We start from the raw sequence: 25,873 nt of genomic DNA, 5'->3' as shown, positions 1-25,873 counted from the left end.
CGCTGCGGCAAGGTAGCCTCGCTGTTAAACATAAGGAGGATACAGCATGCAACTCAGCGAAAATAAAGCGATTATCCGTTTTTCTCATTCCGTAAAGTTCCTGTTGGCGGCGGCGTTGTTCAGCCTGACTGGGGCCTCGGCAATCGCCGCAGAGAAAACGCCACCAGAGCCGCAACCGGTGATTCAGAGTCCACCCAAAGTCGAGCGGCAGGCTGCCGTTGAAACGCCCTCCGAAGGCGAGGCAACGGTCAATATCAACGAAGCGGATGCTGAAGAACTTGCCAGCATATTGAATGGCGTTGGGATGAAAAAAGCAGAGGCTATCGTGCGGTACCGTGAACAGAACGGCCCCTTTACTCAGATTGAACAACTACAGGAGGTACCAGGAATCGGGCCAACGTTATTGGAAAAGAATCGTGCTCGGCTGAAAATGTGATCCCGGTCGCGGCTGCGTGGCAAAGTGTGCAGGCAGCCGCTTTCCTCTGCTACATTCTACAGGTCGTACCAGTTTCATCGCTGATGATGAGGATAAATTCGAACTGGCTAGGGCGCGATGCGCCCGTTTTCACCTATGATCACCAGAGGCAGGAGCGGTCATTTCACTATGCACACCTATATTAAAGTTCGTGGTTACCATCTTGATTTTTATCAGCATGTTAACAATGCCCGCTATCTGGAGTTCCTGGAGGAAGCGCGTTGGGAATGGTTGGAAAATCTGGATGCGTTTCACTGGATGACGCAAAACAATATCGCGTTCATCGTGGTGAACATCAATATCAATTACCGCAAACCGGCGGTGCTGGGTGACAAGCTGCGCATCGACAGCCAAATGCAGCAACTGAACGGTAAGAGCGGAGTATTGAGCCAGCAGGTGACGCTGGAGCCTGAAGGGACACCGGTAGCAGATGCAACACTGACGTTTGTCTGTGTCGATCTGAAAACCCAAAAAGCATTGCCGATCGAAGGAGAACTACGCGAGCATTTGATGGCGTTGCAGCAGAAAGATATGCAGTCTTGAGGTTGTGATCCATCACATTGAGTGGGCGGCCAACCTGCCGCCCACCAAACCGCGTTAAACCAGCCCGGTTTTCTGTTTCAAGCTAGCCATGACTGTGGTTTTATCCTGAAGATATTGATGCAAGCCGTTAGCTCGCAGATGGCAAGCCGCACACTCACCGCAACCGTCACCTTGCACGCCGTTGTAGCAGGTGAGGGTATCCCGGCGGACAAGTTCCAACTGCTGGTAGTAATCGGCCAGTGCCCAGGTTTCGGCCTTGTTGAGCCACATCAATGGCGTTTCAAAGCGGATATCGCGTGCGATACCCAATACCACAGCATGATTCAGCGCTTTAACGAACTCGTCACGGCAGTCTGGATAACCGGAGAAGTCGGTCTCACACACCCCGGTTATTATGGCTTCAGCTTCCACCTGATAGGCATAAATCGCCGCCAAGGTCAGGAACAGAATGTTACGCCCTGGCACAAAGGTGCTGGGTAACTCGTCATCCTGCGGGCTGTCGAAGGCGGGAACCGGAATGCTATCGCGAGTCAGGCTGCTGATCGCCAGCTCATTAAGTAATCCCACATCCAGCACTTTGTGTGCTTTAGCGCCCAATCGTTGAGCTAAGCCCTTGGCAATCTCGATTTCAGCACGATGACGCTGGCCGTAATCGAATGTAATGCAGTGAACTTCATCATACTGTTGCAATGCCTGAATTAAGCAGGTCGTGGAGTCTTGTCCACCGCTGAAAACGACGACTGCGCGTTTCATAGAATCAACCTTCTGTAGAGGAGCCATTCCCGATGCACATTCGGGCGGCTGGTTTATCCCCTCCATGAGCAGTTGGCATCACAGAGGAGGGAATTACACATGCGGTGGTGATGGTAGCAGATCGGGCGTCGCTACCCTAGAGCGAAGCTATCACTCGTTATCCGCCAATGGTGGTGGCAACCAGGCCTGGCAAAAGTCGAACCAGCCATGAGCGGTGAGGGTTACCCCCTGGATACGAGGTGGTGCGCTGACCTGATATTGATAATGAAACAGCGGCGTCAATATTGCTGCTTTCATCAACTGCTGGTAATAGGTTTTCAACAGGTCGTAGCGCTGTTGCTGATTCGGAAACTGCTGAATATGGCGCAAAACCTGCTGTTGGTGCTGCCAGTTCTCCTCGGTCAGAATACCTTGCCAGAGCACATCACGGCGTAACCAGCTTTCCAGCGTGGCTTCCGGTGCTTCACCAATCAGGTTATCTGCCAGCAACAGATCGGCCTGTGCCAGTTGCTCGGTGCTTTGCCAGCGTTTATCGGGGCAATAATGTATCTCTAACTCACAACCTTGTTCCGCCAGCAACTGTTGCAAAGCCTGTGTCAGCGTTTCAAGCTCGACCGGGGGGCGATAAAGCAGAGTTAACCTGGCGGGCAGCGTGACCTTTTCTACCTGATGCGCGGGGATCGCCCATCCAGGCAGCATTTCATGGCTTGGGGTGATTACGCTGTTGGGAATTGGCAGATTGGCCAGCAACCCCGAGCGTTGGATAAGCATTAACAGCTTTTGCCCTTGGGCTTCGCTGAGTCCCCCTCGCCGCTGGTTGATAGCCAAGTAGCACCAGCCCAGGCTCATGCTGCGTTGTACCGGCCGCGCCTGCGCCAATTCTTCCTGTTGGCCGATGGTGATCCGCACCGGATGCTGGCAACTGGTGTCATTACCGCTGGTGAGTAAATCTGGCGTGATCCAATACTCGATGCTTTCCAGATAAGGGTGTTGCAGATGGTAGTAAGGGTGCTGCTCCAACCGCACCATTTGCGGATCATTCAAGGCCAGTTTGAACGGCCCTGCGCCGATCATCGGGTATTCTGGATGGGTCATCAGACAGGGTAATTCTGCCAGCCGGTGTGCCAGCCAGTAATCCGGCATATGCAGATCGAATTGAATACACAACGCATGTGGCAAGCCGATGGCTTCCACACTGCTCAATAACGGTTGGCTACGTGGGTGCTTATGCAGCTTACTCAGCGCTTGCAGCAACTGCTGGCCGGTCAGGGGCTCCCCGTTATGCCAGCGCAACTGGCTGCGCAGAAAGAACTGCCAGTGCAAGCCGTCCTCACTGATCTGCCAATGATGCGCCAAATCTGGCTGCGGCTGTGGGCTACCGGTATTGAAGCGGGTCAAACCCGCATACAGGGTAGCGACCAGATGTTGCTCAGCCCGGCCGCTTAACGTGAGTGGATCGAGTTTTTCCAACGTGCGGTAATAGGGGATACGCAGCGTAGGGCTGCCTTCCTGCCATTGACCACCCAGATGCGGGCTCAACAGTTCCTGCAAGTGCTGGGGGGCAAGCTGCGCCATTTCCAGAGCACCCTGATGATCGCCGATCTGCAACAGGCGTTGCAAATGGGTGGCACGCAATTCATCCGGCGTTTTCAGGCATTGCAGTTGCGCACGTTTACCGCGTCCGGCTTGAGAATGCCAACTCAGCCAGCCCTGTTCTTGCAGCTGTTGTACCAGCGTGCGCGCATGGCGTTCGCTGCAATAAAACATTGCCGCCAGTTCCGCGACGGTAATGCTTACCGGTGCGCTACCCAGTTGTTGGTACAGGCGTTGATACTGGCTGAGACGATGAACCAGGCGCATAGCAATATCCTTTATCTTTCAAGCCGTAACTTGATTATAAATCCGGAAGTATTTTCCTGAATTGTTCACTATTACTTCCGTAAATACCATCCCATACTGTTGCGATTATCATAGTGCTCCCCTGACAGTCTTTGAGAGGTTTTTATGTATCGTCTGGCTGCTTTCGATATGGATGGCACTTTGCTGACGCCCGATCACCGGGTTGGGCCGGAAACGCTGGCCGCGTTGAATCAGCTAATCGACAGAAACATGGTGGTGACCTTTGCCACCGGGCGACATTATCTGGATGCGCAACCGATCATGTCGCAGCTTGGCTTGCAGGGGTATCTCATTACCGGCAACGGCACGCGTGTCTATGACCAACAGGGGCAGCAATTGCATGCCACGGATTTGCCAGCCGACGTTGCCGAAGAGGTTTTGCAGACCCACTGGCAGACCCCAGCCAGCACGCATGTATTCCGCGATGAAGGCTGGCTGACCGATCAGGCGCTGCCGGAGATGTTGGCGGCTCATCATCTCAGCGGTTTTCATTTCCAACTGACCGATTTGCGGCGTTTACCTGCGTTAGGCAACAGCAAAGTCTGTTTCTGCGGCCCCCATGAAGCCTTAATCGAATTGCAGGCGCAATTGCACGCCCATTTTGCGGGGCGTGTTGATTTGTGCTTCTCGGCTTACGAATGTCTTGAAGTGCTGCCGTTGGGCTGCAACAAAGGTACCGCGTTGGAAAAACTAAGCGCGTATCTGGGCCTGACGCTGGCAGACTGTATGGCGTTTGGCGATGCGATGAACGACAAAGAAATGTTGGCTGGCGTGGGGCACGGCGTGGTGATGGGTAACGCTTTGCCACAGTTGAAGTCGCTGCTTCCTGACCTTCCGGTTATCGGCCACTGCGAAAAACAGGCAGTGGCTCACTATTTGCAACATTGGCTGCGTTCACCACGCTCCCCCTATACCCCCGTATAAAGGAGCCTTTTATACTCGTCATACTTCAAGTTGCATGTGCGTTGGCTGCGTTCGCTCACCCCAGTCACATAGTTATCTATGCTCCTGGGGATTCTCGAACTTGCCGTCTTCCTGCAACTCGAATTATTTAGGGTATACAGCCAGCCGGGTAGACTACCCGGCTTTTTTATTCTCTTCGCTTAAAGGTTGGCCAGTTGCGCTAAATAAGGCGTCAGGTCGCCGATATTATTGCTGACCCACTCAGGATTGTAGTAAGTATCCAGATAGCGTTCCCCGCTGTCGCACAGCAGAGTGACAATTGCCCCTTGTTCGCCTTTTTCGCGCATTTGCTTTGCCAGTTGCAGTGCGCCCCAAACGTTGGTTCCGGTGGAGGCACCGACTTTGCGACCCAATACTTTTTCCAGCCAATGAATGGTGGCCACGCTGGCAGCATCCGGCACCCGCAACATGCTGTCGATCACCGAAGGGATGAACGAGGGCTCGGCACGTGGGCGGCCAATGCCTTCGATACGGCTGCCACAGCTGCCAATGATGGTGCGATCGCCATGGTGGAAACAGTCGTAGAACACCGAGTTTTCCGGATCGACCACGGTAAGTTGCGTATCGTGCCCTTGGTAACGAATATAGCGCCCCAGCGTAGCGGAGGTGCCGCCGGTACCGGCGCTCATCACAATATGTTTGGGAATGGGGTAAGGTTCACGCGCCATCTGGCGGAAAATGCTGTCGGCAATATTGTTGTTACCACGCCAGTCGGTGGCACGCTCGGCGAAGGTGAACTGATCCATATAATGGCCGTTCAGCTCTTTTGCCAACTCCTCTGAAACAGCGTAAATCTGCGCTGCATGATCGACGAAATGGCTGCGTCCACCGTAGAACGCAATCTGCTCCACTTTACGGCGGGCGGTACAGGAAGGCATCACGGCGATGAACGGTAGGCCGATCAGCCGGGCGAAGTAGGCTTCCGATACCGCGGTACTGCCGGAAGAGGCTTCAATAATGGGGGTGTTTTCGCTGATCCAGCTGTTACACAGGCCGTAAAGGAACAACGAACGTGCCAAACGGTGTTTCAGGCTGCCGGTGGGATGGGTACTTTCATCTTTCAGATACAGGCAGATGCCGGGAAACTCCGGCAGGTTCAGGCGTATCAAGTGCGTGTCGGCGGAGCGCTGAAAATCCGCTTCTATTTCACCGATAGCATATTTTACCCAAGAATTTGTCATGATCAGGTCTCAGAATAGGGGGCTTATTGATGGGTAGCATAGCGTTTCACTGGGAAAAAAGGATTGCCATTTTTCCTGTTTAATCGCCTAATAGGAGAAAAATTTTCTCCGGATTGGGCTATGTTGGACAAAACAGACCGCAAACTGCTGTGTATGCTGCAACAAGACTGTACGCAATCGCTACAGGTTCTGGCCGAAGCGGTGAACCTGACTTCAACCCCGTGCTGGAAACGGCTGAAAAGGCTGGAGGATGAGGGCTATATTCGCGCACGCGTTGCGCTGCTGGATAATGAAAAACTCGGGCTTGGGCTGACGGCGTTTGTCCTGATTAAAACCCAGCAACACAGCAGCGAGTGGTATCAGAAGTTTGTTGAGCTGACGGCGCAGATGCCAGAGGTGCTGGCATTTTACCGCATGGCGGGGGAATACGATTACCTGATGCAGGTCGAAGTGGCAGACATGAAAAGCTATGACAACTTTTACAAGCGCCTGGTGACCGGCGTGCCGGGGTTAATTGATGTGACTTCCAGCTTCGCGATGGAAAAAATCAAATACACCACCGCACTGCCGGTGCCGGAGTGAAAAGTTCACCAAATAGCCGCTTTACCGGTGCTATTCTATGCCGCTAAGGCAAAAGAGAAAAAACCGTTACCCTTCTGGAATAAAACTGCGTGAGATTATTTGCTCAAATCGGCTGGTACTTCCGCCGCGAGTGGCGCCGCTACCTTGGCGCGGTGCTGCTGCTGATCATTATTGCCATTCTGCAACTGCTGCCGCCCAAGCTGGTGGGGATCATTGTGGATGGTGTGACCGGGAAACAGATGTCTACCCGTGTGCTGCTGGCATGGCTGGGGCTGATGGTTGGCACCGCGATCGTGGTTTACCTGCTGCGCTATGTGTGGCGGGTACTGCTGTTTGGCGCATCCTATCAGTTAGCGGTGGAACTGCGTGAGAATTTCTATCGCCAGCTCAGCCGCCAGAACCCGGCTTTTTATCTGCGGCACCGTACTGGCGATCTGATGGCTCGGGCCACCAATGATGTGGATCGCGTGGTGTTTGCCGCCGGTGAGGGCGTGCTGACGCTGGTGGATTCAATGGTGATGGGCCTGGTGGTATTACTGGTGATGAGCACGCAGATCAGTTGGCAACTGACGCTGCTTTCGCTGATCCCGATGCCGATCATGGCCATTGCCATCAAGCACTATGGCGATCAACTGCATGAGCGCTTTAAATCGGCGCAGGCAGCGTTCTCCAGCCTGAACGATCAGGCGCAGGAAAGCATGACCAGCATCCGCATGATCAAAGCCTTTGGCCTGGAAAATCATCAATCCAATCAGTTTGCCGAGGTCGCGGCGCAAACCGGTGCGAAAAATATGCACGTAGCGCGCGTTGACGCACGTTTCAATCCCACCATTTATATCGCCATCGGCGCTTCTAACCTACTGGCAATCGGCGGTGGCAGTTGGATGGTGGTCAACGGTTCACTCACCCTTGGGCAACTCACCAGTTTTGTAATGTATCTCGGCCTGATGATCTGGCCGATGCTGGCATTGGCGTGGATGTTTAATATTGTTGAACGCGGCAGCGCGGCCTATAGCCGCATCCGTAGCCTGCTGGAAGAAGCTCCTGCGGTGAAAGACGGCGAGTCTGAACTGCCTGCCGGGCGCGGCCAACTGGCGGTGGAGGTTGACGCTTTCCATTATCCGGAAACCAGCCGGCCTGCGTTGCATGACGTGGCGTTGCAGTTGCAGCCAGGGCAAATGCTTGGTCTGTGCGGGCCGACCGGAGCGGGGAAATCGACGCTGTTGTCCTTAATCCAGCGTCAGTTTGATATTGATGATGGGCAAATCAGTTACCACGGCATGCCACTCACCCAGATCAAGCTTGATCAATGGCGTTCACGCCTGTCGGTGGTCAGCCAGACGCCGTTCCTGTTCTCTGACAGCGTGGCCAATAACATTGCTCTCGGTAACCCTGCGGCTACGCAGGAGCAGATCGAGCAGGCTGCGCGCCTGGCCAGCGTGCATGAAGACATTCTGCGTTTGCCGCAGGGGTATGAAACCGAAGTGGGCGAGCGAGGCGTGATGCTGTCCGGTGGCCAGAAACAGCGTATTTCCATTGCGCGAGCGCTGCTGCTGGAGGCGGAGATCCTGATCCTTGACGATGCGCTTTCGGCGGTAGATGGCCGCACAGAACACCAGATCCTGCATAACCTGCGCAGTTGGGGGCAAAACCGCACGGTAATTATCAGTGCGCACCGCCTTTCTGCCCTGACCGAAGCCAGTGAAATCCTGGTGTTGCAGCAGGGTACGGTGACCCAGCGTGGGCAGCACGCGTTATTGGCGGCACAGCCTGGTTGGTATCGCGATATGTATCGTTACCAGCAACTGGAGGCGGCGCTGGACGAAGCCCCAGAACCCGCTGAGGAGGCGTTGGCTGATGAGTAAAATGCAAAAGATCTGGCCAACGCTGAAGCGGCTGCTGGCCTATGGTTCGCCTTACCGTAAGCCGCTGGGGCTGGCGGTGTTGATGCTGTGGATCGCCGCAGCGGCGGAAGTCGCCGGGCCAATCCTGATCGGCTATTTCATTGATAATTATGTTGCCAAAGGGCAACTGCCGCTAATGGTGGTCAGCGGGCTGGCAGTGGCTTATATCTTGCTCGAGCTGCTGGCCGCCACGCTACAGTATTTCCAGGCCCTGTTGTTTAATCGGGCTGCGGTGGGGGTGGTACAGCGTTTGCGGACCGACGTGATGGATGCGGCGCTGCGCCAGCCGCTGAGCGCCTTTGATACCCAGCCGGTCGGGCAACTGATATCGCGAGTCACCAACGATACCGAGGTGATTAAAGATCTGTATGTGATGGTGGTGGCTACCGTGCTGAAAAGCGCGGCGCTGATCGGTGCGATGCTGGTAGCGATGTTTAGCCTCGACTGGCGCATGGCGCTGGTGGCGATCTGCATCTTCCCGGCGGTGCTGGTGGTGATGTGGATCTATCAATACTACAGCACGCCGGTTGTGCGCCGGGTACGCAGCTATCTGGCGGATATTAATGATGGCTTTAATGAAGTGATCAGCGGGATGGGGGTGATCCAGCAGTTCCGCCAGCAGATACGTTTTGGTGAGCGTATGAGCGCCGCCAGCCGTTCACACTATATCGCACGTATGCAGACGCTGCGTCTGGACGGTTTCCTGCTGCGGCCACTGCTCAGCCTGTTTTCGGCGTTGGTGTTGTGCGGGTTGCTGATGCTGTTTGGTTTCAGCGGTGAAGGGGTGATTGGCGTGGGCGTGCTGTATGCCTTTATCAACTATCTTGGCCGTTTGAATGAGCCGCTGATTGAACTGACCTCGCAGCAGTCGATCCTGCAACAGGCGGTAGTGGCCGGTGAGCGCATTTTTGAATTGATGGATCGCAGCCAGCAGAGCTATGGGGCAGACGATCGCCCATTGGAAAGCGGCCGAATCGAGATTGACAATCTGAGCTTTGCCTATCGTGATGAGCAAAAGGTGTTGCAGCATATTTCGCTGACCGTACCATCGCGCGGTTTTGTGGCGTTGGTCGGGCATACCGGCAGCGGCAAGAGCACCTTGGCAAACCTGCTGATGGGCTACTATCCGGTGAACAGCGGCGAAGTGCGGGTTGATGGGCGCCCATTGTCCACGCTTTCACATCGCACCTTGCGCCAAGGCATTGCCATGGTGCAGCAGGATCCGGTGGTGGTCGCCGAGTCGGTGCTGGCGAACGTGACGCTGGGTCGCAACATCAGTGAAGAGGACGTGTGGCAGGCGCTGGAAGCGGTTCAACTGGCGGACCTGGTACGCTCATTCCCGCAAGGGATCCAGACGCGCCTTGGCGAGCAGGGCAATAATCTTTCCGTCGGTCAGAAACAGTTGCTGGCGATGGCGCGCGTGTTGGTGCAGGCTCCGCAGATCCTGATCCTGGATGAAGCCACGGCCAATATCGATTCAGGCACCGAACAGGCGATCCAGCGTGCATTGCGGTTGATCCGTGAGCACACCACGCTGGTGGTGATTGCTCACCGTCTTTCAACTATCGTTGAGGCTGACTCGATTCTGGTGTTGCACCGCGGGCATGCAGTGGAACAGGGGAATCATCAGCAACTGCTGGCGCAGCAGGGCCGCTATTACCAGATGTACCAGTTGCAACTGGCTGGTGAAGAACTGGCTGCCGCCACGCATGAGGAAACTCAACCGGCATAAGGTCGCCCGCCAGTGTGCACCGCTGGCGGGGTTCCTGATTTTCCGCACCACCAACAGGCATTCTTTCCTTCCTCTCTCCTGCTTACTGCACTTTTTCAACGCGCCACGCACCATAATGGTGCGTAATAAGCCATCAGCTATTCGCGCCACTGCTCATTGTTGACCTCTATACCTTCATTCACCCACGTAATTAGCAGAATTCTTATACGAAATGATTTATGGCATAGCCTTTGCTTGATAAGACTCGTACCGGGGGTGAGTTTTTGGGCTTAATGGGTGGAGAGGCAATATGAAGCTGGTTACCGTGGTGATTAAACCATTCAAGTTAGAGGACGTGCGCGAAGCCTTATCCTCTGTAGGTATTCAGGGGTTGACCGTAACTGAAGTCAAAGGGTTTGGTCGCCAGAAAGGCCATGCCGAGCTTTATCGCGGAGCCGAATACAGCGTCAACTTCTTACCTAAAGTCAAAATCGATATTGCTATCGCCGATGACCAGTTAGATGAAGTGATTGATGTGATCAGCAAAGCGGCCTACACCGGCAAAATTGGCGATGGCAAAATTTTCGTTGCCGAATTGCAACGTGTCATTCGTATTCGCACTGGCGAGACAGACGAAGCCGCACTGTAATCACAGGCTCAGTAAAGTAAACGGGGATGGTTAATAATGAAAAAACTTTTATCCATGTTGGGCCTGAGTACGGTAACCATGGTTCCTTCTTTGGCTCTGGCCGCTCCGGCGGTGGCAGACAAAGCTGACAACGCTTTCATGATGATTTGCACCGCGTTGGTGTTGTTCATGACTTTGCCCGGCGTCGCTTTGTTTTACGGTGGTTTGTTGCGTGCCAAGAACGTGCTCTCCATGCTGACACAGGTCACCGTGACCTTTGCCTTGGTATGCGTGCTGTGGGTGCTGTATGGCTACAGTTTTGCCTTCAGCGAAGGGAATGCCTTCTTTGGTGGCTTCCAGACGGTGATGCTGAAAGGGATCGGCATTGACAGCGTAACCGGCACGTTTAGCCAGATGATCCACGTGGCGTTCCAGGCTTCCTTCGCCTGTATTACCGTGGCGCTGGTGGTGGGGGGCTTTGCCGAACGGATTCGCTTCTCCGCCGTAGTGATTTTTGCGGCCATCTGGTTCACCATTTCCTACCTGCCGATTGCGCACATGGTATGGGGCGGTGGTTTACTGGCCAGCGATGGTGCGCTGGACTTTGCCGGTGGTACGGTAGTGCACATCAACGCTGCCAGTGCGGGGTTGGTCGGTGCTTACTTGCTGGGTAAGCGTGCCGGTTTTGGCAAAGAAGCGTTTAAACCGCACAACTTGCCAATGGTGTTTACCGGGGCCTCTATCCTGTATATCGGTTGGTTTGGTTTCAATGCGGGTTCTGCCAGCGCGGCCAATGGCATTGCCGCCCTGGCGTTCCTGAACACCGTAATAGCGACGGCGGGTGCGATCCTCTCCTGGACCTTCGCCGAGTGGATCCTGCGCGGTAAGCCTTCTCTGTTAGGGGCCTGTTCCGGCTGTATCGCGGGTCTGGTAGCGATTACGCCGGCTGCGGGTACTGTTGGTGTGGGCGGGGCACTGATTATCGGCCTGGTAGGCGGTGTTGCTGGCCTGTGGGGGGTGGTGACACTGAAGAAATGGCTGAAAGTTGACGATACCTGTGATGTGTTTGGGGTCCACGGCGTATGCGGTATCGTGGGTTGCCTGTTGACCGGCGTGTTTACGGCTTCTTCACTTGGTGGTACGGGCTACGCTGCTGGCGTTACCATGGCGCATCAGATGTGGATCCAGTTGCTGAGCGTGGTGATTACCCTGGTATGGTCAAGCGTAGCGGCGTTTATTGCCTTCAAAGTGGCGGGTGCGGTGGTTGGGCTGCGTGTGCCAGAAGATCAAGAGCGCGAGGGCTTGGACGTCAACAGCCACGGCGAGAACGCCTACAACCAGTAAACTTGGAAAGAACAGTAGGCTGAATGATCACTGATAAAAATAGTGGGGCGATGGTGACATCGCCCTTTTTCTTTTTAGGCGTCGCGCTGGCGGATAACGCCTTCTTGCACCGTGCTGGCGACCAGCACCCCTTCACGGGTATAGAACTGACCGCGTACAAACCCGCGGGCACCGGAAGCCGAGGGGCTTTCCACCACGTACAGTAACCAGTCGTCCAAGCGGAACGGGCGATGGAACCACATGGAGTGATCGATGGTAGCCACCTGCATACCGGGTTCAAGGAACCCCACGCCGTGCGGCTGCAACGCCGTTGGCAGAAAGTTGAAGTCTGATGCGTAGCCCAGTAAATATTGATGGATCCGCAGGTCATCCGGCATGGTGCCATTGGCACGGAACCACACGTGGCGATAAGGTTCCTCCACGCTACCTTTCATTGGGTTATGAAATCTTACCGGGCGCATTTCGATCGGTTTTTGGCCAATAAACTTTTCCCGCACCTTTTCCGGCAGCATATGCGACAGCTTTTGGGCGATTTCCGATTCTGACATCAGCCCTTCTGGCGGTGGTACATCCGGCATGGTGTTTTGGTGTTCAAACCCTTGTTCCGGGGTTTGGAAAGAAGCGGTCATGTAGAAGATCGGCTTGCCATGTTGAATGGCGCTGACGCGGCGCGCGCTGAAGCTGTTGCCGTCGCGCAGGGTTTCTACTTCATAAATAATCGGCTGACTGCTATCCCCAGGGCGCAGGAAGTAGCTGTGGAATGAGTGAACGCTGCGCTCTTCAGGAGCGGTCTGCTTGGCAGCATACAACGCCTGACCAACGACCTGGCCGCCAAATACCTGGCGTAATCCCAGATCTTCGCTCTGGCCGCGGTACAAGCCTTCTTCAATTTTCTCCAAATTCAGCAGGTCGAGGAGGTTTTGTAATGCCTGACTCATAAAGTGGTAACCCTTTTCATCATCATGGTGCGCAGTGTGAGGAATATTACGGCAAAACGTCAATACATTGCATTATCCCTTTCACCTTTCTGTTGGCGTTAATCTGTACGTTATTGGGTTTTTATGGGCAATAACGCGTTGTTAACGTTGACTTAAATTAGCTTGCTAAGTTGTTAATGTGCTTATTTTTGTGATTTAAATGGTGCTTTATGCTATATTTAAATGTCTTGGTGGTTAAAGCCACCAACGTGTTGCTGAAAGTAGAGGAGAGCGATCTATGAAACTCTGGCAAGTAGCAGGTGGAGTAGCCGTGTTGACGATTACCCTGGCAGGCTGTGCCCACCAGAGTACGGACGTGCCAACACCGGCTAAAAGTACCCCCGCGGCGTCACAAGCGCAGATACAAGGCCCAGCGGTGAAAGGTTCGGTGAATATTCGTCAGCGCATTGCGTTGCCACCGGATGCCGTATTGACGGTCACATTGTCTGATGCATCACTGGCTGATGCGCCGTCAAAAGTCATTGCACAACGGGTGACGCGTACTGAGGGCCAACAGGCACCGTTCAGTTTTGTGCTGCCCTATAACCCGGCGGACATTCAGCCTAATGCGCGAATCATTCTGAGCGCGGCGATTACGCTGAACGGCCAGTTGACCTTTATCACGGACACCATTCAGGAAGTCATTAATCGCAACGGAACTCAGGCCGAGCTGTTGCTGGTTCCTGTGCAGAATGTGCCTCTTCAGGCAACCTCGGCACTCACGCCGTAACATGGGTTCTTGAATCAAATAGCCTTTGTGCCTAGCGGCCAAAGGCTTTTTTTACCAGCGCCAGCTATAAATCTGTAAATCGATACTGCCCTGTGTGTTGAACGCAATACCTTCGGCAAGCAGTGCCTGTTTTTGCCTGGTGTGATCCTCGCCGCGTAACGAAATCTGGCCGTGGCGATTAATGACTCGATGCCAGGGCAGGGTGCTGCCTTCCGGCAACTTTTTCAGCACCCCACCCACCTGACGTGCGGCGCGTGATGAACCCGCCAGCCTGGCAACGTCACCGTAAGTGGTCACTTTGCCGTAGGGGATAGCGGCAACCACGTGAAATACGCGCTGACGAAATGTAGCGTCTGCTGGTGCCATGTCTCTCTTCCTGCTGCATCAATCCATAAAAGGAAGTGTGCCACAGCCTGGGTGGGTAAGAAAACAGCGGTTGGCCTGGGTTGGCTTGCTATTTGGGTAGCCATCGCTGATAATGCCCACCGCTTCGCAGTTAATGAAGCCGTCAATGGGGGCCCTGTTGGTTCTCCCGCAACACTAACTTGTGAACTCGGTCAGATCCGGAAGGAAGCAGCCGTAGCAGGTGACGTGTGTGCCGGGATGTAGCTGGCAGGGTCCCCACCAATTTCAGTATCCCCAGAAATCACTGACTAATACCTTCTCTCGTTATTTCATCCGCATAATGAAGTAATAGATGCTGCTAAAGACAACCTGTTACGACACTTAATTCTCTTTTAACCGCGATGATTTTTGATCATGAGTGGAGTTGATGGCAATGGGGTGTAGCAGGAGATTAGCGGGCTTTCGAACAAAAACATCAGCGGATTAGCGTTGGCAGATAGTCACCCGCCAGAAATTAATGTCACGCTATCAGACCGGTTTCCCTGATATTCTGTATGGATGAGTTTGTTTGCAATTAGCAGCCACTATTTTTACCGTAGTGACATGCAATCTATCCAAATGATGAATAATTAACCGCTATTCGTTTGGAGTAACCGTCAGTTAACGGCACTGTGGCGTTAATACGCAGCGCAAAAGAAACCGCCATCCTTAATTGAAAAACATTTCCAGTTATTTCAAAAGGATTGTTTGCGGCATAGTAAAGCCCCTGAGTTTTTAAGATAAATACCTAATCAGGGCAGCAATTGAAGCCGATAGCAATATCGGCCCAACGCGGTGGTGCTTTGATTATCTTACGAATTTCCAAACGGCAACTGGGATCTTATCGTACAGCTTGTTCATAGTCAGCTCGGCCAGACGATGGTCTGCAGCAGAGTAGAACAATTCCAGCTCATCGTTGGAGAGTTCGTACTTATTTTTCTCAATAACTCGCTCAAGAGTGTCAATCGTGGTGCATTTGCGCAAACGCATCAGATAGTCAATTTTTGTCATGGTAACCTTTAATCTTATTAACCGTAAAATTGTTTGAGGATAATTATCCCCTAAGTTTTCATCGTCGTACAGATGCCCTCTCCTGAGAACATTCTGAATAATCGCGTCTTGGTTTTTTGCCAGCGGCGCAAATCGGAATCATTAATACCGTAACTGCTGAACAGTGTATAGGTATCGTCGAGATATTCTTCAACTAACTCCGACAAATCACTTTCGTCCATGTATTTAATTCTAAAGCTCATTACAAACGAAGCAATATGTTCAATCAACTCGTTAAGCTGCAGATTGACGGAAGACGTTGGGTCGTTTACCCACCCATGGCTGCTGTCACCCAAAGTGACCATGCCTTCGTCATACAAATTTTCACACAAGAATTTGAGTTGTGCAATATCATGCCTTTTAGGCGAATACTCATCCATATCATCCCCCGTAAGTCTTAATTTCGGTGTTGATAACACTCTGTGAGTACACTGATTTACATCATAGACGGATACAGCTTAACAAGAACTAAATAAACTACCCGTATAATTAATATAAGTCATTTCTTGCCATTTGGCCTGTTACTATTACTCAAACTTACAATTCATTAGCCGTTGATGGGCCAAGTTATCGCTGACATCAAATACTTGGCTCTTTTTGTCAGAGTAAATGCACGGGTATCATTAATGTATTCGCCAGCGTTGATATCCCGATACGTGTTAAAACTGACCTCTATTGGTGGTAACTTGTTGAATTATAGAGGCTGTCTATAAATTCAGCTCAAGTGTTTCTAATGAGTTTTCAGGGTAAAATACATTCTCTGAATAAGCATACAGCCTGCTGTTAGTATAAGTATTTACTTAGATTACTTATTATTAATCACTTTTTTTAATTGTTTCACAGAAAGTATGCCTACTCTGTTACAACAGATCAATGTTACATGTACGAAGTATCAGACTGTTGCACGATTTACCTCTCTATCCTACTCCTTTTCTGCTCATTGAGGGGCAAATTTTTCGTCGAATAAATTTTTTTTACCGTTCACTAACATTTGTGCATACCTGAATAACCGGATTGATCACTGGCGTGACAAACAGAAGCGAGGGATGTTTACGGCAACCCAGGTTGTGAGAGGGGGGATAAGAAAGCCCCGTAGAGCAACCACGGGGCGTTGGTGCAGATAGCACTCGGGCGTTAACGCTTTTTCTTGTGCCCTTGTACTGCTTTGAATCGTGGGTTGGATTTACAGATCACATAGATTCGGCCATGGCGGCGTACCACTTTGCAATCCGGATGGCGATGCTTTGCCGAACGCAATGAACTCAGAACCTGCATGATGACTCCCTATTATTTTTTGCTGCCGAGGAAACTGCCAAACCGTTGTTGGAAACGGGCGGTGCTGCCTTCTTTTGAGAACTCTTTCTGCTTGCCGGTATAGTACGGATGCGAAGCAGAGGAGACATCGATCGTGACATAGGGCCAGCGTTGGCCATCAAGATCGATAGTACGCTCGGTTTTAATCGTCGAACCTACTTTGAAATAGGTATCGGCGCTGAGATCGTGGAATACCACGGTGCGGTAATTGGGATGAATGCCTGCTTTCATAATGAACCTAATTGTTATGTTATAATATAACATTAACTATAAATTGCACCGAGAAGAGGATCAAGGAGAAAATGCGTTTTCAGGTTATTTAATGAGAGTAGTTTGCATTTACAGCATGACAGGCAAAGAAAAAGGCCGCATCAGAGTGCGGCCTTGGTGTTACTCTGAAAGAGTATCAGTGATGTTTAACCGGATGGCTGTGTTCCAGCTCTTCAGATTTCTTACTGAAGCGGCGGCGAACCACCACGAAGAACACCGGTACAAAGAAGATAGCCAAGACGGTTGCGGCGACCATCCCGCCCATCACACCCGTACCTACGGCATTTTGTGCGCCAGAGCCTGCACCGCTACTGATAACCAGCGGCATTACCCCTAGGATGAACGCCAGCGAGGTCATTAGGATAGGGCGCAGACGCATACGTACCGCTTCCAGCGTGCCTTCGACCAGACCCTTGCCCTCTTTTTCCATCAGGTCTTTGGCGAATTCCACAATCAATATGGCGTTCTTCGCCGATAGCCCAATGGTGGTCAACAGGCCTACCTGGAAGTAAACGTCGTTCTCCAACCCACGCAGGGTTGCAGCGACCAGAGCACCGACTACCCCCAATGGCACCACCAGCATTACCGAGAAGGGTATTGACCAGCTTTCGTACAGTGCAGCCAGACACAAGAACACCACGATCAGCGAGATAGCATACAGTGACGGAGCCTGGTTGCCGGACAGACGTTCCTGATAGGACATACCGGTCCAATCATAGCCCACGCCGCTTGGCAGTTTAGCCGCCAGTTCTTCCATCATGTCCATAGCCTCACCGGTACTTTTGCCGGGTGCTGCCTGACCGAGGATCTCCATGGATGGCAGACCGTTATAGCGTTCCAAGCGTGGCGAACCAAACTCCCATTTCGCACTGGCGAAAGCAGAGAAGGGCACCATCTGGCCGGAACTGCCCCGGACATACCAGTTATCAATATCACTTGGCAACATGCGGAACGGGGCTTCAGCTTGCAGATACACTTTCTTCACACGGCCACGATCGATGAAATCGTTGACGTAAGATCCGCCCAGTGCCGAGCTTAAGGTGGTATTGATATCACTCAGGGAAACGCCCAGTGCCAGCGCTTTTTCCTGATCGATTTCCAGTTTGAACTGCGGTGTATCTTCCAGGCCGTTCGGGCGCATACCGACCAGTAAGTCAGGATGCTGTGCCGCCATGCCTAGCAGTTGGTTACGGGCTTCGGTCAGCTTTTCGTGCCCCAGGTTACCCTGATCGATCAACTGGAAGTCAAAGCCTGTCGCAGTCCCCAGTTCAACAATCGCTGGCAGGTTAAAGGCGAATACCAGACCATCTTTAATCTGTGAGAACGCCCCCATGGCACGACCTACGATAGCGGGCACCTTGTTTTGTTCACCGCTGCGCTCAGACCAGTCTTTCAAACTGACGAATGCCAGACCGGTGTTCTGCCCTTGGCCGCTGAAACCGAAGCCGTTAACGGTAAACACCGAGTTAACGTTGTCTTTTTCATTGGTCAGGAAGTAATCGTTCACTTCTTCCAGCACTTTTTGGGTACGTTCCTGAGTCGCACCTGCCGGCATTTGCACCATGGTTAACAGCATGCCCTGATCTTCATCCGGCAAGAACGAGGTAGGCAAGCGCAGGAACAGCAGGCCCATACCAACCACGATCAGCAGGTAGATCACCAGATAACGGCCGGTACTGCGCAGGATGTTTGCTACGCTGTCGGTGTAGTGGTGAGTGCTCTTTTCAAACAGACGGTTAAACCAGCCGAAGAACCCGGTGGTCACACCGTGATCGCCTTTCGCGATCGGTTTCAGCATCGTGGCACACAGCGCAGGCGTCAGAATCAACGCCACCAGCACCGACAGCACCATGGCAGAAACGATGGTAATTGAGAACTGACGATAGATCGCCCCGGTTGAGCCGCCGAAGAAGGCCATTGGGACAAATACCGCCGACAGCACCAGCGCTATCCCCACCAATGCGCCCTGGATCTGATCCATGGACTTTCTGGTGGCTTCTTTTGGCGGTAAACCTTCTTCCGCCATCACACGCTCGACGTTTTCTACCACCACGATGGCATCGTCTACCAACAAGCCTATCGCCAACACCATACCGAACATCGTCAGGGTGTTTATCGAGTAGCCAAAGGCCGCCAGGATGGCGAACGTCCCGAGTAAGACCACCGGCACGGCGATCGTTGGGATCAACGTGGCGCGGAAGTTCTGTAGGAACAGATACATCACCATGAACACCAGGATGATCGCTTCAATCAGCGTTTTTACCACTTCGTGAATCGAAATTTTAACGAAGGGGGTAGTGTCATACGGATAAACGACTTTCAGGCTGGACGGGAAGAACGGTTCCAGCTTAGCCAGTTCGGCCTTGACAGCCGCTGCCGTATTCAGCGCGTTGGCACCGGTCGCCAGCTTGATACCGATACCGGAAGCCGGTTTACCGTTAAAGCGGGCAATCACGTTGTAGCTTTCACCACCCAGTTCAACCTTGGCAACGTCGCGCAGGAGCACCTGTGAGCCGTCGGTATTTACTTTCAGCATGATTTTGCTGAACTCTTCCGGCGAGGTCAGGCGGGTTTGTGCAATGATCGAGGCGTTCAGCTGCTGGCCTGGAACCGGTGGAGTCCCACCAAGTTGGCCTGCCGCGATCTGGTTGTTCTGCACTTTGATAGCCGCGATAACATCTCCAGGCGTCAACTGGAAGTTGTTCAACTTGTTCGGATCCAGCCAGATACGCATCGCATATTGGGAGCCGAAGAGCTGAACAGTACCGACACCAGAGGTACGGCTGATAGGATCCTTGATGTTGGAGCCTACGTAGTCCGCGATATCTTCCTGCGTCATGCTGCCGTCTTCAGAAATAAAGCCGGCGACCATCAGGAAGCTGCTGCTTGATTTCTCTACGCTCACGCCCTGTTGCTGCACTTCCTGCGGCAACAGAGGCATGGCCAGTTGCAGTTTGTTCTGCACCTGTACCTGAGCGATATCCGGATCGGTACCCGAGTTGAACGTCAGCGTGATCTGAACGTTGCCAGACGAATCACTGCTGGAGGACATATACAGCAGGCCATCGATACCGTTCATGTTCTGTTCGATAACCTGCGTTACGGTATCCTGCACCGTTTTGGCGTCAGCACCTGGATAGTTGGCGGAGATAGTCACCGCCGGTGGCGCAATGGTCGGATATTGCGCGATAGGCAGCTTCATTATCGACAAGATACCTGCCAACATAATAATGATGGCAATTACCCATGCGAAAATGGGGCGATCTATAAAGAACTTAGCCATGTATTACCGGCTCCTTTTTTATGACTTCTTCGCGGATTCAGGCTGAGTCTGAGCGGGGGCCTGGCTGTCAGCTTCTTGCGCTTTCACCTGGGCTCCTGGTCTGATCTTCTGCAAGCCAGTGACAATCACACGGTCGCCAGCTTTCAGGCCCGCAGTCACCAGCCATTTATCGCCAATGGCCTGCGCGGCAGTCAGCGTACGCAATTCCACTTTATCGTCAGCGCCAACAACCAAGGCCGTTGCTTCGCCACGCGGGTTGCGTGTTATACCCTGTTGTGGGACCAGCAAGGCGTCGTTGCGCACGCCTTCATCCAGACGGGCACGGACGAACATACCGGGCAGCAGGGCATCATTTGGATTAGGGAAGATTGCGCGGATGGTGATGGAGCCGGTGGTTTGATCAACGGTAACATCCGAGAACTCCAACGTCCCTTCATGCGCATATGTCTGCCCGTTTTCCAGCAGCAGTTTCACCTTGGCTTTGCCGTTTTCCTGTTGCAGGCTACCGTCGGCCAGTTCCTGTTTCAGACGTAGAAAGTCATTGCTGGACTGGGTGACATCCACATACATCGGATCAAGCTGCTGTACGGTGGTCATGGCAGTCACTTGCCCGGTGGAAACCAGCGCGCCTTCGGTTACGGTAGAGATGCCAGCCCGGCCGGAGATCGGCGAAGTGACCTTGGTGTAAGCCAGATTGATGCGTGCGGCCTCTACTGCGGCTTTGGCAGCCACCACGGCGGCGTTGGCTTGCAGCTGAGTTGAAACGGCAGTGTCGTAATCCTGCTTACTGACGTAGTTGGTACCCAGTAAAGGTTTGTAGCGCGTCACCGTCAGACGGGCGATTTCCGCAGCGGCCTGGGCTTTGGCCAGTTCGCCTTTGGCGCTGTCATAAGCGGCCTGATAGGTTGCCGGATCGATTTGATAGAGTGAAACACCGGCTTTGATATCGCTGCCTTCGGTAAAGTTACGTTTCAGGATAATGCCGCTAACCTGAGGGCGAACTTCGGCGATGCGGTATGCTGCGGTGCGGCCAGGAAGATCGGTAGTGATGTTGAGAGGTTCAGCCTTCAATGTCACGACACCCACGGTAGGAGCGGGGTGTTGGGCACCTTGTTGCTGAGTTTCTTTATCGTTACATCCTGTAAGCACTAAGCTGCCTGAAAGCATCAGAACTGCCGCCAGAGGCGTTAACCCTCTGTTTTTGTTCATAGAAAAACCTCAAGTGTCCGATTTCAAAATGATCAATGGATCACAAGCTTTAAAACCCATTGCTGCGTTAATTTTATGTGCGTGCTATGGTACATACATTCGCGAATGTATGTAAATCACACTTCCCCTAAAAAGCAACGTCATGGCACGAAAAACCAAACAGCAGGCGCTAGAAACACGACAACAGATTCTCGACGCCGCAGTGAGAGAGTTCTCTGAACGTGGCGTTTCAGCAACGTCACTGACAGATATTGCTACCGCGGCGGGGGTTACGCGTGGTGCAATTTACTGGCACTTCAAAAATAAGGTAGACCTGTTCAGCGAGGTCTGGGAATTGTCAGAGTCGAAAATAGGCGACCTGGAGATAGAGTATCAGACAAAGTTTCCTGATAATCCACTGCGTATTTTAAGAGAGATTCTGATTTACATTCTGACAGCTACGGTGGATGACAGCCGTCGCCGCGCCCTGATGGAGATTGTATTTCATAAGTGCGAGTTCGTGGGTGAAATGATGCCGCTGCATGACGCGCGCAAAATACTTTATCTGGAAGGTTACGATCGTATCGAATGCGTATTGCGCAATAGCATGGATCATGGCCAGCTACCCGCCGATTTACACACCCGCCGTGCCGCTATCATACTACATGCCTATGTCACGGGCCTGATGGAAAACTGGCTGTTTATGCCGGAAAGCTTTGATCTGAAAGCCGAAGCGAGTGTATTAGTAGATACCTTCATCGATATGGTGCAACTCAGCCCGACCCTGCGCGTGCAACCGCCTGAGCTGACAGAGCGCCAACCTCTATAAGGAGAGCTTTATGTCATCCGTTTTACTGATCGCTAATGGTGCGGCTTACGGCCAGGAGTCATTGTTCAATGCGTTGCGCTTGGCGATTACCCTGAAAGAGCAGCAGCCCGATCTTGATCTCAAGCTGTTTCTGATGTCCGACGCCGTCGTCGCCGGTATTGCCGGGCAGCAACCGCGTGAAGGTTATCATTTGCAGCAGATGCTGGAGATCCTGACGGCACAGCAGGTTATGGTAAAACTGTGTAAAACCTGTGCCGACGCGCGCGGTGTCAGCCAACTGAAACTGGCTGATGGTGTCGAGATCGGCACGCTGGTGGAGCTGGCGCAATGGACGTTGGCAGCCGAAAAGGTGCTGACCTTCTAAACCTTAACGGTACATCACCAGCAACGTTTTTCTTATTCATTGCCCCCCTGCGATCGTGCTAGTCTGGTTTTTCCATTGCCAAACCGATGTTAAATCATGAGTCGCAGGTTCATCACAGCATCTTCTCAGACTGTTTCTCTGTTGCGCGGAGCAGATATGACCCGCACTATCGCCCTATTTCTGCTGTTGTTTGCCATGGTCTTTCTGCCAGCCGTTGCTGATGCGGCGCAGAATGGTGATATTCCTTCCCGCAGTGACATTCAAAGCCAGCTTGATTCGCTAAACAAACAGAAAACCCTGACGCCAGCGGAGAAGCTGTCACAACAAGATTTAACCCAAACCGTGGAGCTGCTCGATGCCATTGATCGTACCCGGCAAGAGGCGAATGATCTTAAGCAGCAGCTTCAGCAGGCTCCGGTAAAATTACAGCAGATCACCAAGGCGCTGGAGGCGCTGAAAAACCCGGCCAATGAAGCTCTGACCCGCGCCGAGTTGCAGCCGCTTTCTCTGCGTCAGTTGGAAAGCCGTCTGTATCAGACGCTGGACGATCTGCAGAACACCCAGGAAAGCCTCTCCACTTACAACAGCCAGCTTATTTCGTTGCAAACTCAGCCCGAACGGGTACAAAGCACCATGTACACCGCCTCGCAGCGCCTGCAAGAGATCCGTAATCTGCTTAACGATCGCTCGCCAGGGCAGGCGGCGTTGCGCAGCACTCAACAGGTGATGCTCAATACCGAGCAGGTATTGCTCAACGCTGAGATAGAGTTGCAGCGCAGAAGCCTGGAGGCCAACACCACGTTGCAGGATCTGCTGCAGAAGCAGCGTGATTACACCACCATGAACATCGACGCGCTCGATCACCGGGTGCAGGTGTTACAGGATGTGGTGAATAACAAACGCCTGACGCTGTCAGAAAAAACGGCGAAGGAGGCGCAAAACCCAGAAGATACTACCGACATTCAGCACGATCGCCTGGTGAGCAAAGAGCTGGATGTCAATCGCCAGATCAGCCAACGGCTGATTGCCGCCACGGAACAGAGCAACACCCTGTTCCAGCAGAATATCCAGGTCAAGAACTGGCTCGACCGTGGCCTGCAATCGGAACGTAATCTGAAAGAGCAGATCCAGGTGCTGAAAGGCAGTCTGGTGCTGTCGCGCATCCTTTATCAACAGCAGCAGAATCTGCCGCCAAGGACGCTGGCATCGGACATGAGTACCCAGATCGCCGATCTGCGCTTGGAGCAGTTTGAAGTCAATCAGCAGCGCGATGAGCTCTTCAAGGGCGATGATTTTATCAACAAACTGGTGGCTGCCAGCAAAGAAAAGGCCAGCGGCGATGTGATTGATGCACTGAATGAAATTATCGATATGCGCCGCGAATTGCTCGATCAACTGAATAAACAGCTCAACAATCAACTGTCGCTGGCGATTAATCTGCAGATCAACCAGCAGCAACTGACCAGCGTTTACACCTCAGTGCAGGACACGCTGACCCAGCAGATTTTCTGGGTCAACAGCAACCGGCCTATCGATCTTGCCTGGCTGAAAGCGATGCCGGGGGCGATTAAAGAACAGCTTGCCGCGCTGAATTTCAAGTTTGAACCCGGCCAGATGCTGATGGGCGGATTACAGGCACTGGTTTTCCTGATCCCGCTGCTGATCGTCATCGGGCTGCTGCGTTGGCGCTATCGCCTGATCGATAGCCATTTGCAGAAACTGGCGAGTGATGTCGGCCAGTTAAAGCGCGATACTCAGTTGCATACGCCGAAAGCCATCCTGCTGACGCTGCTGAAGGTGTTACCGGGTTCGCTGTTGCTATTGGGGGGCGGGTTCTGGTTCTATCGGGCAGAATTCACGGTCAGCGATTTTATCTGGGCGCTGTCGCAACAGTTGGCGCTATTCTGGCTGGTATTTGGCTTTACCTTCCGCATGTTGGCGCCTGGCGGTATTTCAGAGCGTCATTTTAATACCCCTGCCGATCACTGTGCTCATTATCGCCGCCAGACGCTCAGGTTAGGCCTCGCCTTACTGCCGCTGATCTTCTGGTCAGTACTGGGCGAAAAGGCACCGCTGCGGCTGGTGGAGGATGTGATTGGTCAGGTGGTGGTGATCCTGACGCTGGCGTTGCTGTCGGTGCTGGTATTTCCGCTGTGCCGCGACAGTTGGCGTGAGAAAGGTTCTCATGCGGTGAGGCTGGTGATCGTTACGGCAATTGTCGCGATGCCCATGATTCTGTTGGGGCTGGTATTTGTGGGTTATTTCTACACCGCGCTGCGCTTAGCGGGGCGCTGGATTGACAGCCTGTATCTGTTCTTCCTGTGGAATATTGTTTATCAGGCCGCCATACGTGGCCTGAGCGTGGCGGCCCGCCGCCTGGCCTATCGCCGTGCTTTGGCGCGGCGTCAGAATCTGGCAAAAGAGAAAGAAGGTGCTGAAGGCAGTGAGGCGGTGGAGGAACCCCCATTGGCGCTGGACCAAATCAATCAGCAGTCGCTGCGTTTAACCACCATGGTGCTGTTCCTGGTCTTTGCCACCGCGTTCTACGCGATTTGGTCGGATCTGGTAACGGTATTCTCTTATCTCGACAGCATTTCCCTGTGGCATTACGCCAGCACGGTCGCGGGCACCAGTGTGCCACAGGCGGTTACTTTGGGGAATCTGATGGTGGCGATCGTGGCGGTGATTGTCACCTACGTCATGACGCGCAACCTGCCGGGGCTGCTCGAAGTGCTGGTGCTCTCGCGTCTGCAACTGCGGCAGGGAGCCTCTTATGCCATCACCACCATTCTGACCTATCTGATCACCACCGTGGGGACGATCACCGCGCTGAGTTCTTTGGGCGTTTCCTGGGATAAACTGCAATGGCTGGTGGCGGCGCTGTCTGTAGGCTTGGGGTTCGGGCTACAGGAGATCTTCGCCAACTTCGTTTCCGGCCTGATTATTCTGTTTGAACGTCCGGTGCGTATTGGCGATACCATTACTATCGGCACCTTTTCGGGCACGGTCAGTAAAATCCGCATTCGCGCCACGACCATCACCGACTTTGACCGTAAAGAGGTGATTATTCCCAATAAGGCGTTTGTGACCGAACGGCTGATTAACTGGTCGCTGTCTGACACCATTACCCGCGTGCTGATTAAGGTCGGTGTGGCTTACGGTTCCGATCTGGATAAGGTGAAAGCGGTGCTGTTGCAAGCGGCGCACGAAAACCCGCGCGTTATGACTGATCCCGAACCGCAGGTGTTCTTCCTTAACTTTGGTGCCAGCACGCTGGATCACGAACTGCGTCTCTACGTGCGCGAGTTGCGCGACCGCAGCTATACCGTGGATGAGCTGAACCGCTCAATTGAACGCTTGTGCCGTGAGAACGATATCAATATCGCCTTCAACCAACTGGAAGTGTATTTACATAATCAGCAGGGGAATGAGGTGCAGGAAGTGAAGCGGGCGCAAGCTCAGAATAATGGCGGTCAACCAGCGGTTTAATTTAGTGGGCCG

General features: G+C 53.0%; 23 protein-coding genes and 1 other RNA gene. 13 read left to right on the top strand and 11 right to left on the bottom strand.

What is annotated here, in order from left to right; all coding sequences use genetic code 11:
• Positions 1-46: 46 nt before the first annotated feature.
• Positions 47-436, top strand: a complete 390-nt coding sequence (locus AC2A1E_RS11355; protein ID WP_484383833.1) for a ComEA family DNA-binding protein — start codon at positions 47-49, stop codon at positions 434-436.
• Between the two features lie 168 nt (positions 437-604).
• Complete coding sequence (locus AC2A1E_RS11350; RefSeq protein ID WP_484383832.1) at positions 605-1,018, top strand: YbgC/FadM family acyl-CoA thioesterase; 414 nt, start codon at positions 605-607, stop codon at positions 1,016-1,018.
• Positions 1,019-1,072: 54 nt separating this feature from the next.
• Here the strand turns inward: AC2A1E_RS11350 and queC are convergent, their stop codons facing one another.
• The gene (gene queC, locus AC2A1E_RS11345; RefSeq protein ID WP_484383831.1) at positions 1,073-1,771 is read right to left on the bottom strand and encodes a 7-cyano-7-deazaguanine synthase QueC; all 699 of its coding nucleotides are present in this window, start codon (positions 1,769-1,771) and stop codon (positions 1,073-1,075) included.
• 150 nt (positions 1,772-1,921) lie between these two features.
• Complete coding sequence (locus AC2A1E_RS11340; protein ID WP_484383830.1) at positions 1,922-3,631, bottom strand: SgrR family transcriptional regulator; 1,710 nt, start codon at positions 3,629-3,631, stop codon at positions 1,922-1,924.
• Between the two features lie 144 nt (positions 3,632-3,775).
• Here AC2A1E_RS11340 and cof point away from each other — a divergent pair, with 144 nt between their 5' ends.
• Complete coding sequence (cof, locus tag AC2A1E_RS11335) at positions 3,776-4,594, top strand: HMP-PP phosphatase (protein WP_484383829.1); 819 nt, start codon at positions 3,776-3,778, stop codon at positions 4,592-4,594.
• Between the two features lie 179 nt (positions 4,595-4,773).
• Here cof and AC2A1E_RS11330 read toward each other — a convergent pair whose 3' ends face one another.
• Entirely contained in the window at positions 4,774-5,814 is a 1,041-nt protein-coding gene (locus tag AC2A1E_RS11330) for a PLP-dependent cysteine synthase family protein (RefSeq protein ID WP_484383828.1), read from the bottom strand.
• 120 nt (positions 5,815-5,934) lie between these two features.
• On the opposite strand from AC2A1E_RS11330, the gene AC2A1E_RS11325 reads away from it, so the two are divergent.
• From AC2A1E_RS11325 to amtB, 5 genes are all read left to right on the top strand, one after another.
• Positions 5,935-6,396: an Lrp/AsnC family transcriptional regulator gene (locus AC2A1E_RS11325; protein ID WP_248944693.1), complete on the top strand. Its 462-nt coding sequence runs from the start codon at positions 5,935-5,937 to the stop codon at positions 6,394-6,396.
• A gap of 89 nt (positions 6,397-6,485) precedes the next feature.
• Complete coding sequence (locus tag AC2A1E_RS11320) at positions 6,486-8,261, top strand: SmdA family multidrug ABC transporter permease/ATP-binding protein (RefSeq protein ID WP_484383827.1); 1,776 nt, start codon at positions 6,486-6,488, stop codon at positions 8,259-8,261.
• Positions 8,254-10,032, top strand: a complete 1,779-nt coding sequence (locus AC2A1E_RS11315) for a SmdB family multidrug efflux ABC transporter permease/ATP-binding protein (RefSeq protein ID WP_484383826.1) — start codon at positions 8,254-8,256, stop codon at positions 10,030-10,032. The genes AC2A1E_RS11320 and AC2A1E_RS11315 overlap by 8 nt, the downstream gene beginning before the upstream one ends.
• Positions 10,033-10,321: 289 nt before the next feature.
• The gene (gene glnK, locus AC2A1E_RS11310; RefSeq protein ID WP_002208627.1) at positions 10,322-10,660 is read left to right on the top strand and encodes a P-II family nitrogen regulator; all 339 of its coding nucleotides are present in this window, start codon (positions 10,322-10,324) and stop codon (positions 10,658-10,660) included.
• Positions 10,661-10,696: 36 nt separating this feature from the next.
• Complete coding sequence (gene amtB, locus AC2A1E_RS11305) at positions 10,697-11,983, top strand: ammonium transporter AmtB (protein WP_484383825.1); 1,287 nt, start codon at positions 10,697-10,699, stop codon at positions 11,981-11,983.
• 74 nt (positions 11,984-12,057) lie between these two features.
• Here amtB and tesB read toward each other — a convergent pair whose 3' ends face one another.
• Positions 12,058-12,921 (bottom strand): acyl-CoA thioesterase II, encoded by an 864-nt coding sequence (gene tesB, locus AC2A1E_RS11300; protein ID WP_484383824.1) that lies wholly within the window; start codon positions 12,919-12,921, stop codon positions 12,058-12,060.
• 277 nt (positions 12,922-13,198) lie between these two features.
• On the opposite strand from tesB, the gene AC2A1E_RS11295 reads away from it, so the two are divergent.
• Positions 13,199-13,690, top strand: coding sequence for a YbaY family lipoprotein (locus AC2A1E_RS11295; protein WP_484383823.1), 492 nt, complete (start codon positions 13,199-13,201; stop codon positions 13,688-13,690).
• Positions 13,691-13,741: 51 nt separating this feature from the next.
• Here the strand turns inward: AC2A1E_RS11295 and AC2A1E_RS11290 are convergent, their stop codons facing one another.
• The gene (locus AC2A1E_RS11290) at positions 13,742-14,056 is read right to left on the bottom strand and encodes an MGMT family protein (protein ID WP_484383822.1); all 315 of its coding nucleotides are present in this window, start codon (positions 14,054-14,056) and stop codon (positions 13,742-13,744) included.
• A 155-nt stretch (positions 14,057-14,211) separates the two neighbouring features.
• On the opposite strand from AC2A1E_RS11290, the gene ffs reads away from it, so the two are divergent.
• Positions 14,212-14,308, top strand: an RNA gene (gene ffs, locus AC2A1E_RS11285) — signal recognition particle sRNA small type.
• 573 nt (positions 14,309-14,881) lie between these two features.
• Here the strand turns inward: ffs and AC2A1E_RS11280 are convergent.
• From AC2A1E_RS11280 to sdeX, 6 genes are all read right to left on the bottom strand, one after another.
• Complete coding sequence (locus AC2A1E_RS11280; protein ID WP_431223464.1) at positions 14,882-15,085, bottom strand: HHA domain-containing protein; 204 nt, start codon at positions 15,083-15,085, stop codon at positions 14,882-14,884.
• 50 nt (positions 15,086-15,135) lie between these two features.
• Complete coding sequence (gene tomB, locus AC2A1E_RS11275) at positions 15,136-15,504, bottom strand: Hha toxicity modulator TomB (protein ID WP_484383821.1); 369 nt, start codon at positions 15,502-15,504, stop codon at positions 15,136-15,138.
• Positions 15,505-16,258: 754 nt separating this feature from the next.
• Entirely contained in the window at positions 16,259-16,399 is a 141-nt protein-coding gene (gene ykgO, locus AC2A1E_RS11270) for a type B 50S ribosomal protein L36 (protein WP_459399619.1), read from the bottom strand.
• Positions 16,400-16,411: 12 nt separating this feature from the next.
• Complete coding sequence (locus AC2A1E_RS11265; RefSeq protein ID WP_484383820.1) at positions 16,412-16,669, bottom strand: type B 50S ribosomal protein L31; 258 nt, start codon at positions 16,667-16,669, stop codon at positions 16,412-16,414.
• Between the two features lie 175 nt (positions 16,670-16,844).
• Positions 16,845-19,991, bottom strand: coding sequence for a multidrug efflux RND transporter permease subunit AcrB (gene acrB, locus AC2A1E_RS11260; protein WP_484383819.1), 3,147 nt, complete (start codon positions 19,989-19,991; stop codon positions 16,845-16,847).
• 18 nt (positions 19,992-20,009) lie between these two features.
• Positions 20,010-21,200, bottom strand: a complete 1,191-nt coding sequence (sdeX, locus tag AC2A1E_RS11255; RefSeq protein ID WP_484383818.1) for a multidrug efflux RND transporter periplasmic adaptor subunit SdeX — start codon at positions 21,198-21,200, stop codon at positions 20,010-20,012.
• A gap of 142 nt (positions 21,201-21,342) precedes the next feature.
• Between sdeX and acrR the strand changes: the two genes are divergently transcribed.
• The 3 genes from acrR to mscK all read left to right on the top strand — a co-directional run bounded on the left by acrR (position 21,343) and on the right by mscK (position 25,861).
• Positions 21,343-22,008, top strand: coding sequence for a multidrug efflux transporter transcriptional repressor AcrR (gene acrR, locus AC2A1E_RS11250; RefSeq protein WP_459399615.1), 666 nt, complete (start codon positions 21,343-21,345; stop codon positions 22,006-22,008).
• 10 nt (positions 22,009-22,018) lie between these two features.
• Positions 22,019-22,372: a DsrE/DsrF/TusD sulfur relay family protein gene (locus AC2A1E_RS11245; protein WP_484383817.1), complete on the top strand. Its 354-nt coding sequence runs from the start codon at positions 22,019-22,021 to the stop codon at positions 22,370-22,372.
• A gap of 156 nt (positions 22,373-22,528) precedes the next feature.
• A complete protein-coding gene (gene mscK / locus AC2A1E_RS11240) occupies positions 22,529-25,861 on the top strand; it encodes a mechanosensitive channel MscK (RefSeq protein ID WP_484383816.1) in 3,333 nt (1,110 codons plus the stop codon).
• Positions 25,862-25,873: the final 12 nt, after the last annotated feature.

This window comes from Serratia sp. HNCC26DJ206, from assembly GCF_057180605.1.
This window is presented reverse-complemented; position numbering and strand designations above follow the sequence as displayed.

What these genes read in the sequence shown, in the direction of transcription:
- AC2A1E_RS11355 (WP_484383833.1), top strand. Translation starts at nt 47, where the DNA reads ATGCAACTCAGCGAAAATAAAGCGATTATCCGTTTTTCTCATTCCGTA.
- AC2A1E_RS11350 (WP_484383832.1), top strand. Translation starts at nt 605, where the DNA reads ATGCACACCTATATTAAAGTTCGTGGTTACCATCTTGATTTTTATCAG.
- queC (WP_484383831.1), bottom strand. Translation starts at nt 1,771, where the DNA reads ATGAAACGCGCAGTCGTCGTTTTCAGCGGTGGACAAGACTCCACGACC.
- AC2A1E_RS11340 (WP_484383830.1), bottom strand. Translation starts at nt 3,631, where the DNA reads ATGCGCCTGGTTCATCGTCTCAGCCAGTATCAACGCCTGTACCAACAA.
- cof (WP_484383829.1), top strand. Translation starts at nt 3,776, where the DNA reads ATGTATCGTCTGGCTGCTTTCGATATGGATGGCACTTTGCTGACGCCC.
- AC2A1E_RS11330 (WP_484383828.1), bottom strand. Translation starts at nt 5,814, where the DNA reads ATGACAAATTCTTGGGTAAAATATGCTATCGGTGAAATAGAAGCGGAT.
- AC2A1E_RS11325 (WP_248944693.1), top strand. Translation starts at nt 5,935, where the DNA reads ATGTTGGACAAAACAGACCGCAAACTGCTGTGTATGCTGCAACAAGAC.
- AC2A1E_RS11315 (WP_484383826.1), top strand. Translation starts at nt 8,254, where the DNA reads ATGAGTAAAATGCAAAAGATCTGGCCAACGCTGAAGCGGCTGCTGGCC.
- glnK (WP_002208627.1), top strand. Translation starts at nt 10,322, where the DNA reads ATGAAGCTGGTTACCGTGGTGATTAAACCATTCAAGTTAGAGGACGTG.
- amtB (WP_484383825.1), top strand. Translation starts at nt 10,697, where the DNA reads ATGAAAAAACTTTTATCCATGTTGGGCCTGAGTACGGTAACCATGGTT.
- tesB (WP_484383824.1), bottom strand. Translation starts at nt 12,921, where the DNA reads ATGAGTCAGGCATTACAAAACCTCCTCGACCTGCTGAATTTGGAGAAA.
- AC2A1E_RS11295 (WP_484383823.1), top strand. Translation starts at nt 13,199, where the DNA reads ATGAAACTCTGGCAAGTAGCAGGTGGAGTAGCCGTGTTGACGATTACC.
- AC2A1E_RS11290 (WP_484383822.1), bottom strand. Translation starts at nt 14,056, where the DNA reads ATGGCACCAGCAGACGCTACATTTCGTCAGCGCGTATTTCACGTGGTT.
- AC2A1E_RS11280 (WP_431223464.1), bottom strand. Translation starts at nt 15,085, where the DNA reads ATGACAAAAATTGACTATCTGATGCGTTTGCGCAAATGCACCACGATT.
- tomB (WP_484383821.1), bottom strand. Translation starts at nt 15,504, where the DNA reads ATGGATGAGTATTCGCCTAAAAGGCATGATATTGCACAACTCAAATTC.
- ykgO (WP_459399619.1), bottom strand. Translation starts at nt 16,399, where the DNA reads ATGCAGGTTCTGAGTTCATTGCGTTCGGCAAAGCATCGCCATCCGGAT.
- AC2A1E_RS11265 (WP_484383820.1), bottom strand. Translation starts at nt 16,669, where the DNA reads ATGAAAGCAGGCATTCATCCCAATTACCGCACCGTGGTATTCCACGAT.
- acrB (WP_484383819.1), bottom strand. Translation starts at nt 19,991, where the DNA reads ATGGCTAAGTTCTTTATAGATCGCCCCATTTTCGCATGGGTAATTGCC.
- sdeX (WP_484383818.1), bottom strand. Translation starts at nt 21,200, where the DNA reads ATGAACAAAAACAGAGGGTTAACGCCTCTGGCGGCAGTTCTGATGCTT.
- acrR (WP_459399615.1), top strand. Translation starts at nt 21,343, where the DNA reads ATGGCACGAAAAACCAAACAGCAGGCGCTAGAAACACGACAACAGATT.
- AC2A1E_RS11245 (WP_484383817.1), top strand. Translation starts at nt 22,019, where the DNA reads ATGTCATCCGTTTTACTGATCGCTAATGGTGCGGCTTACGGCCAGGAG.
- mscK (WP_484383816.1), top strand. Translation starts at nt 22,529, where the DNA reads ATGACCCGCACTATCGCCCTATTTCTGCTGTTGTTTGCCATGGTCTTT.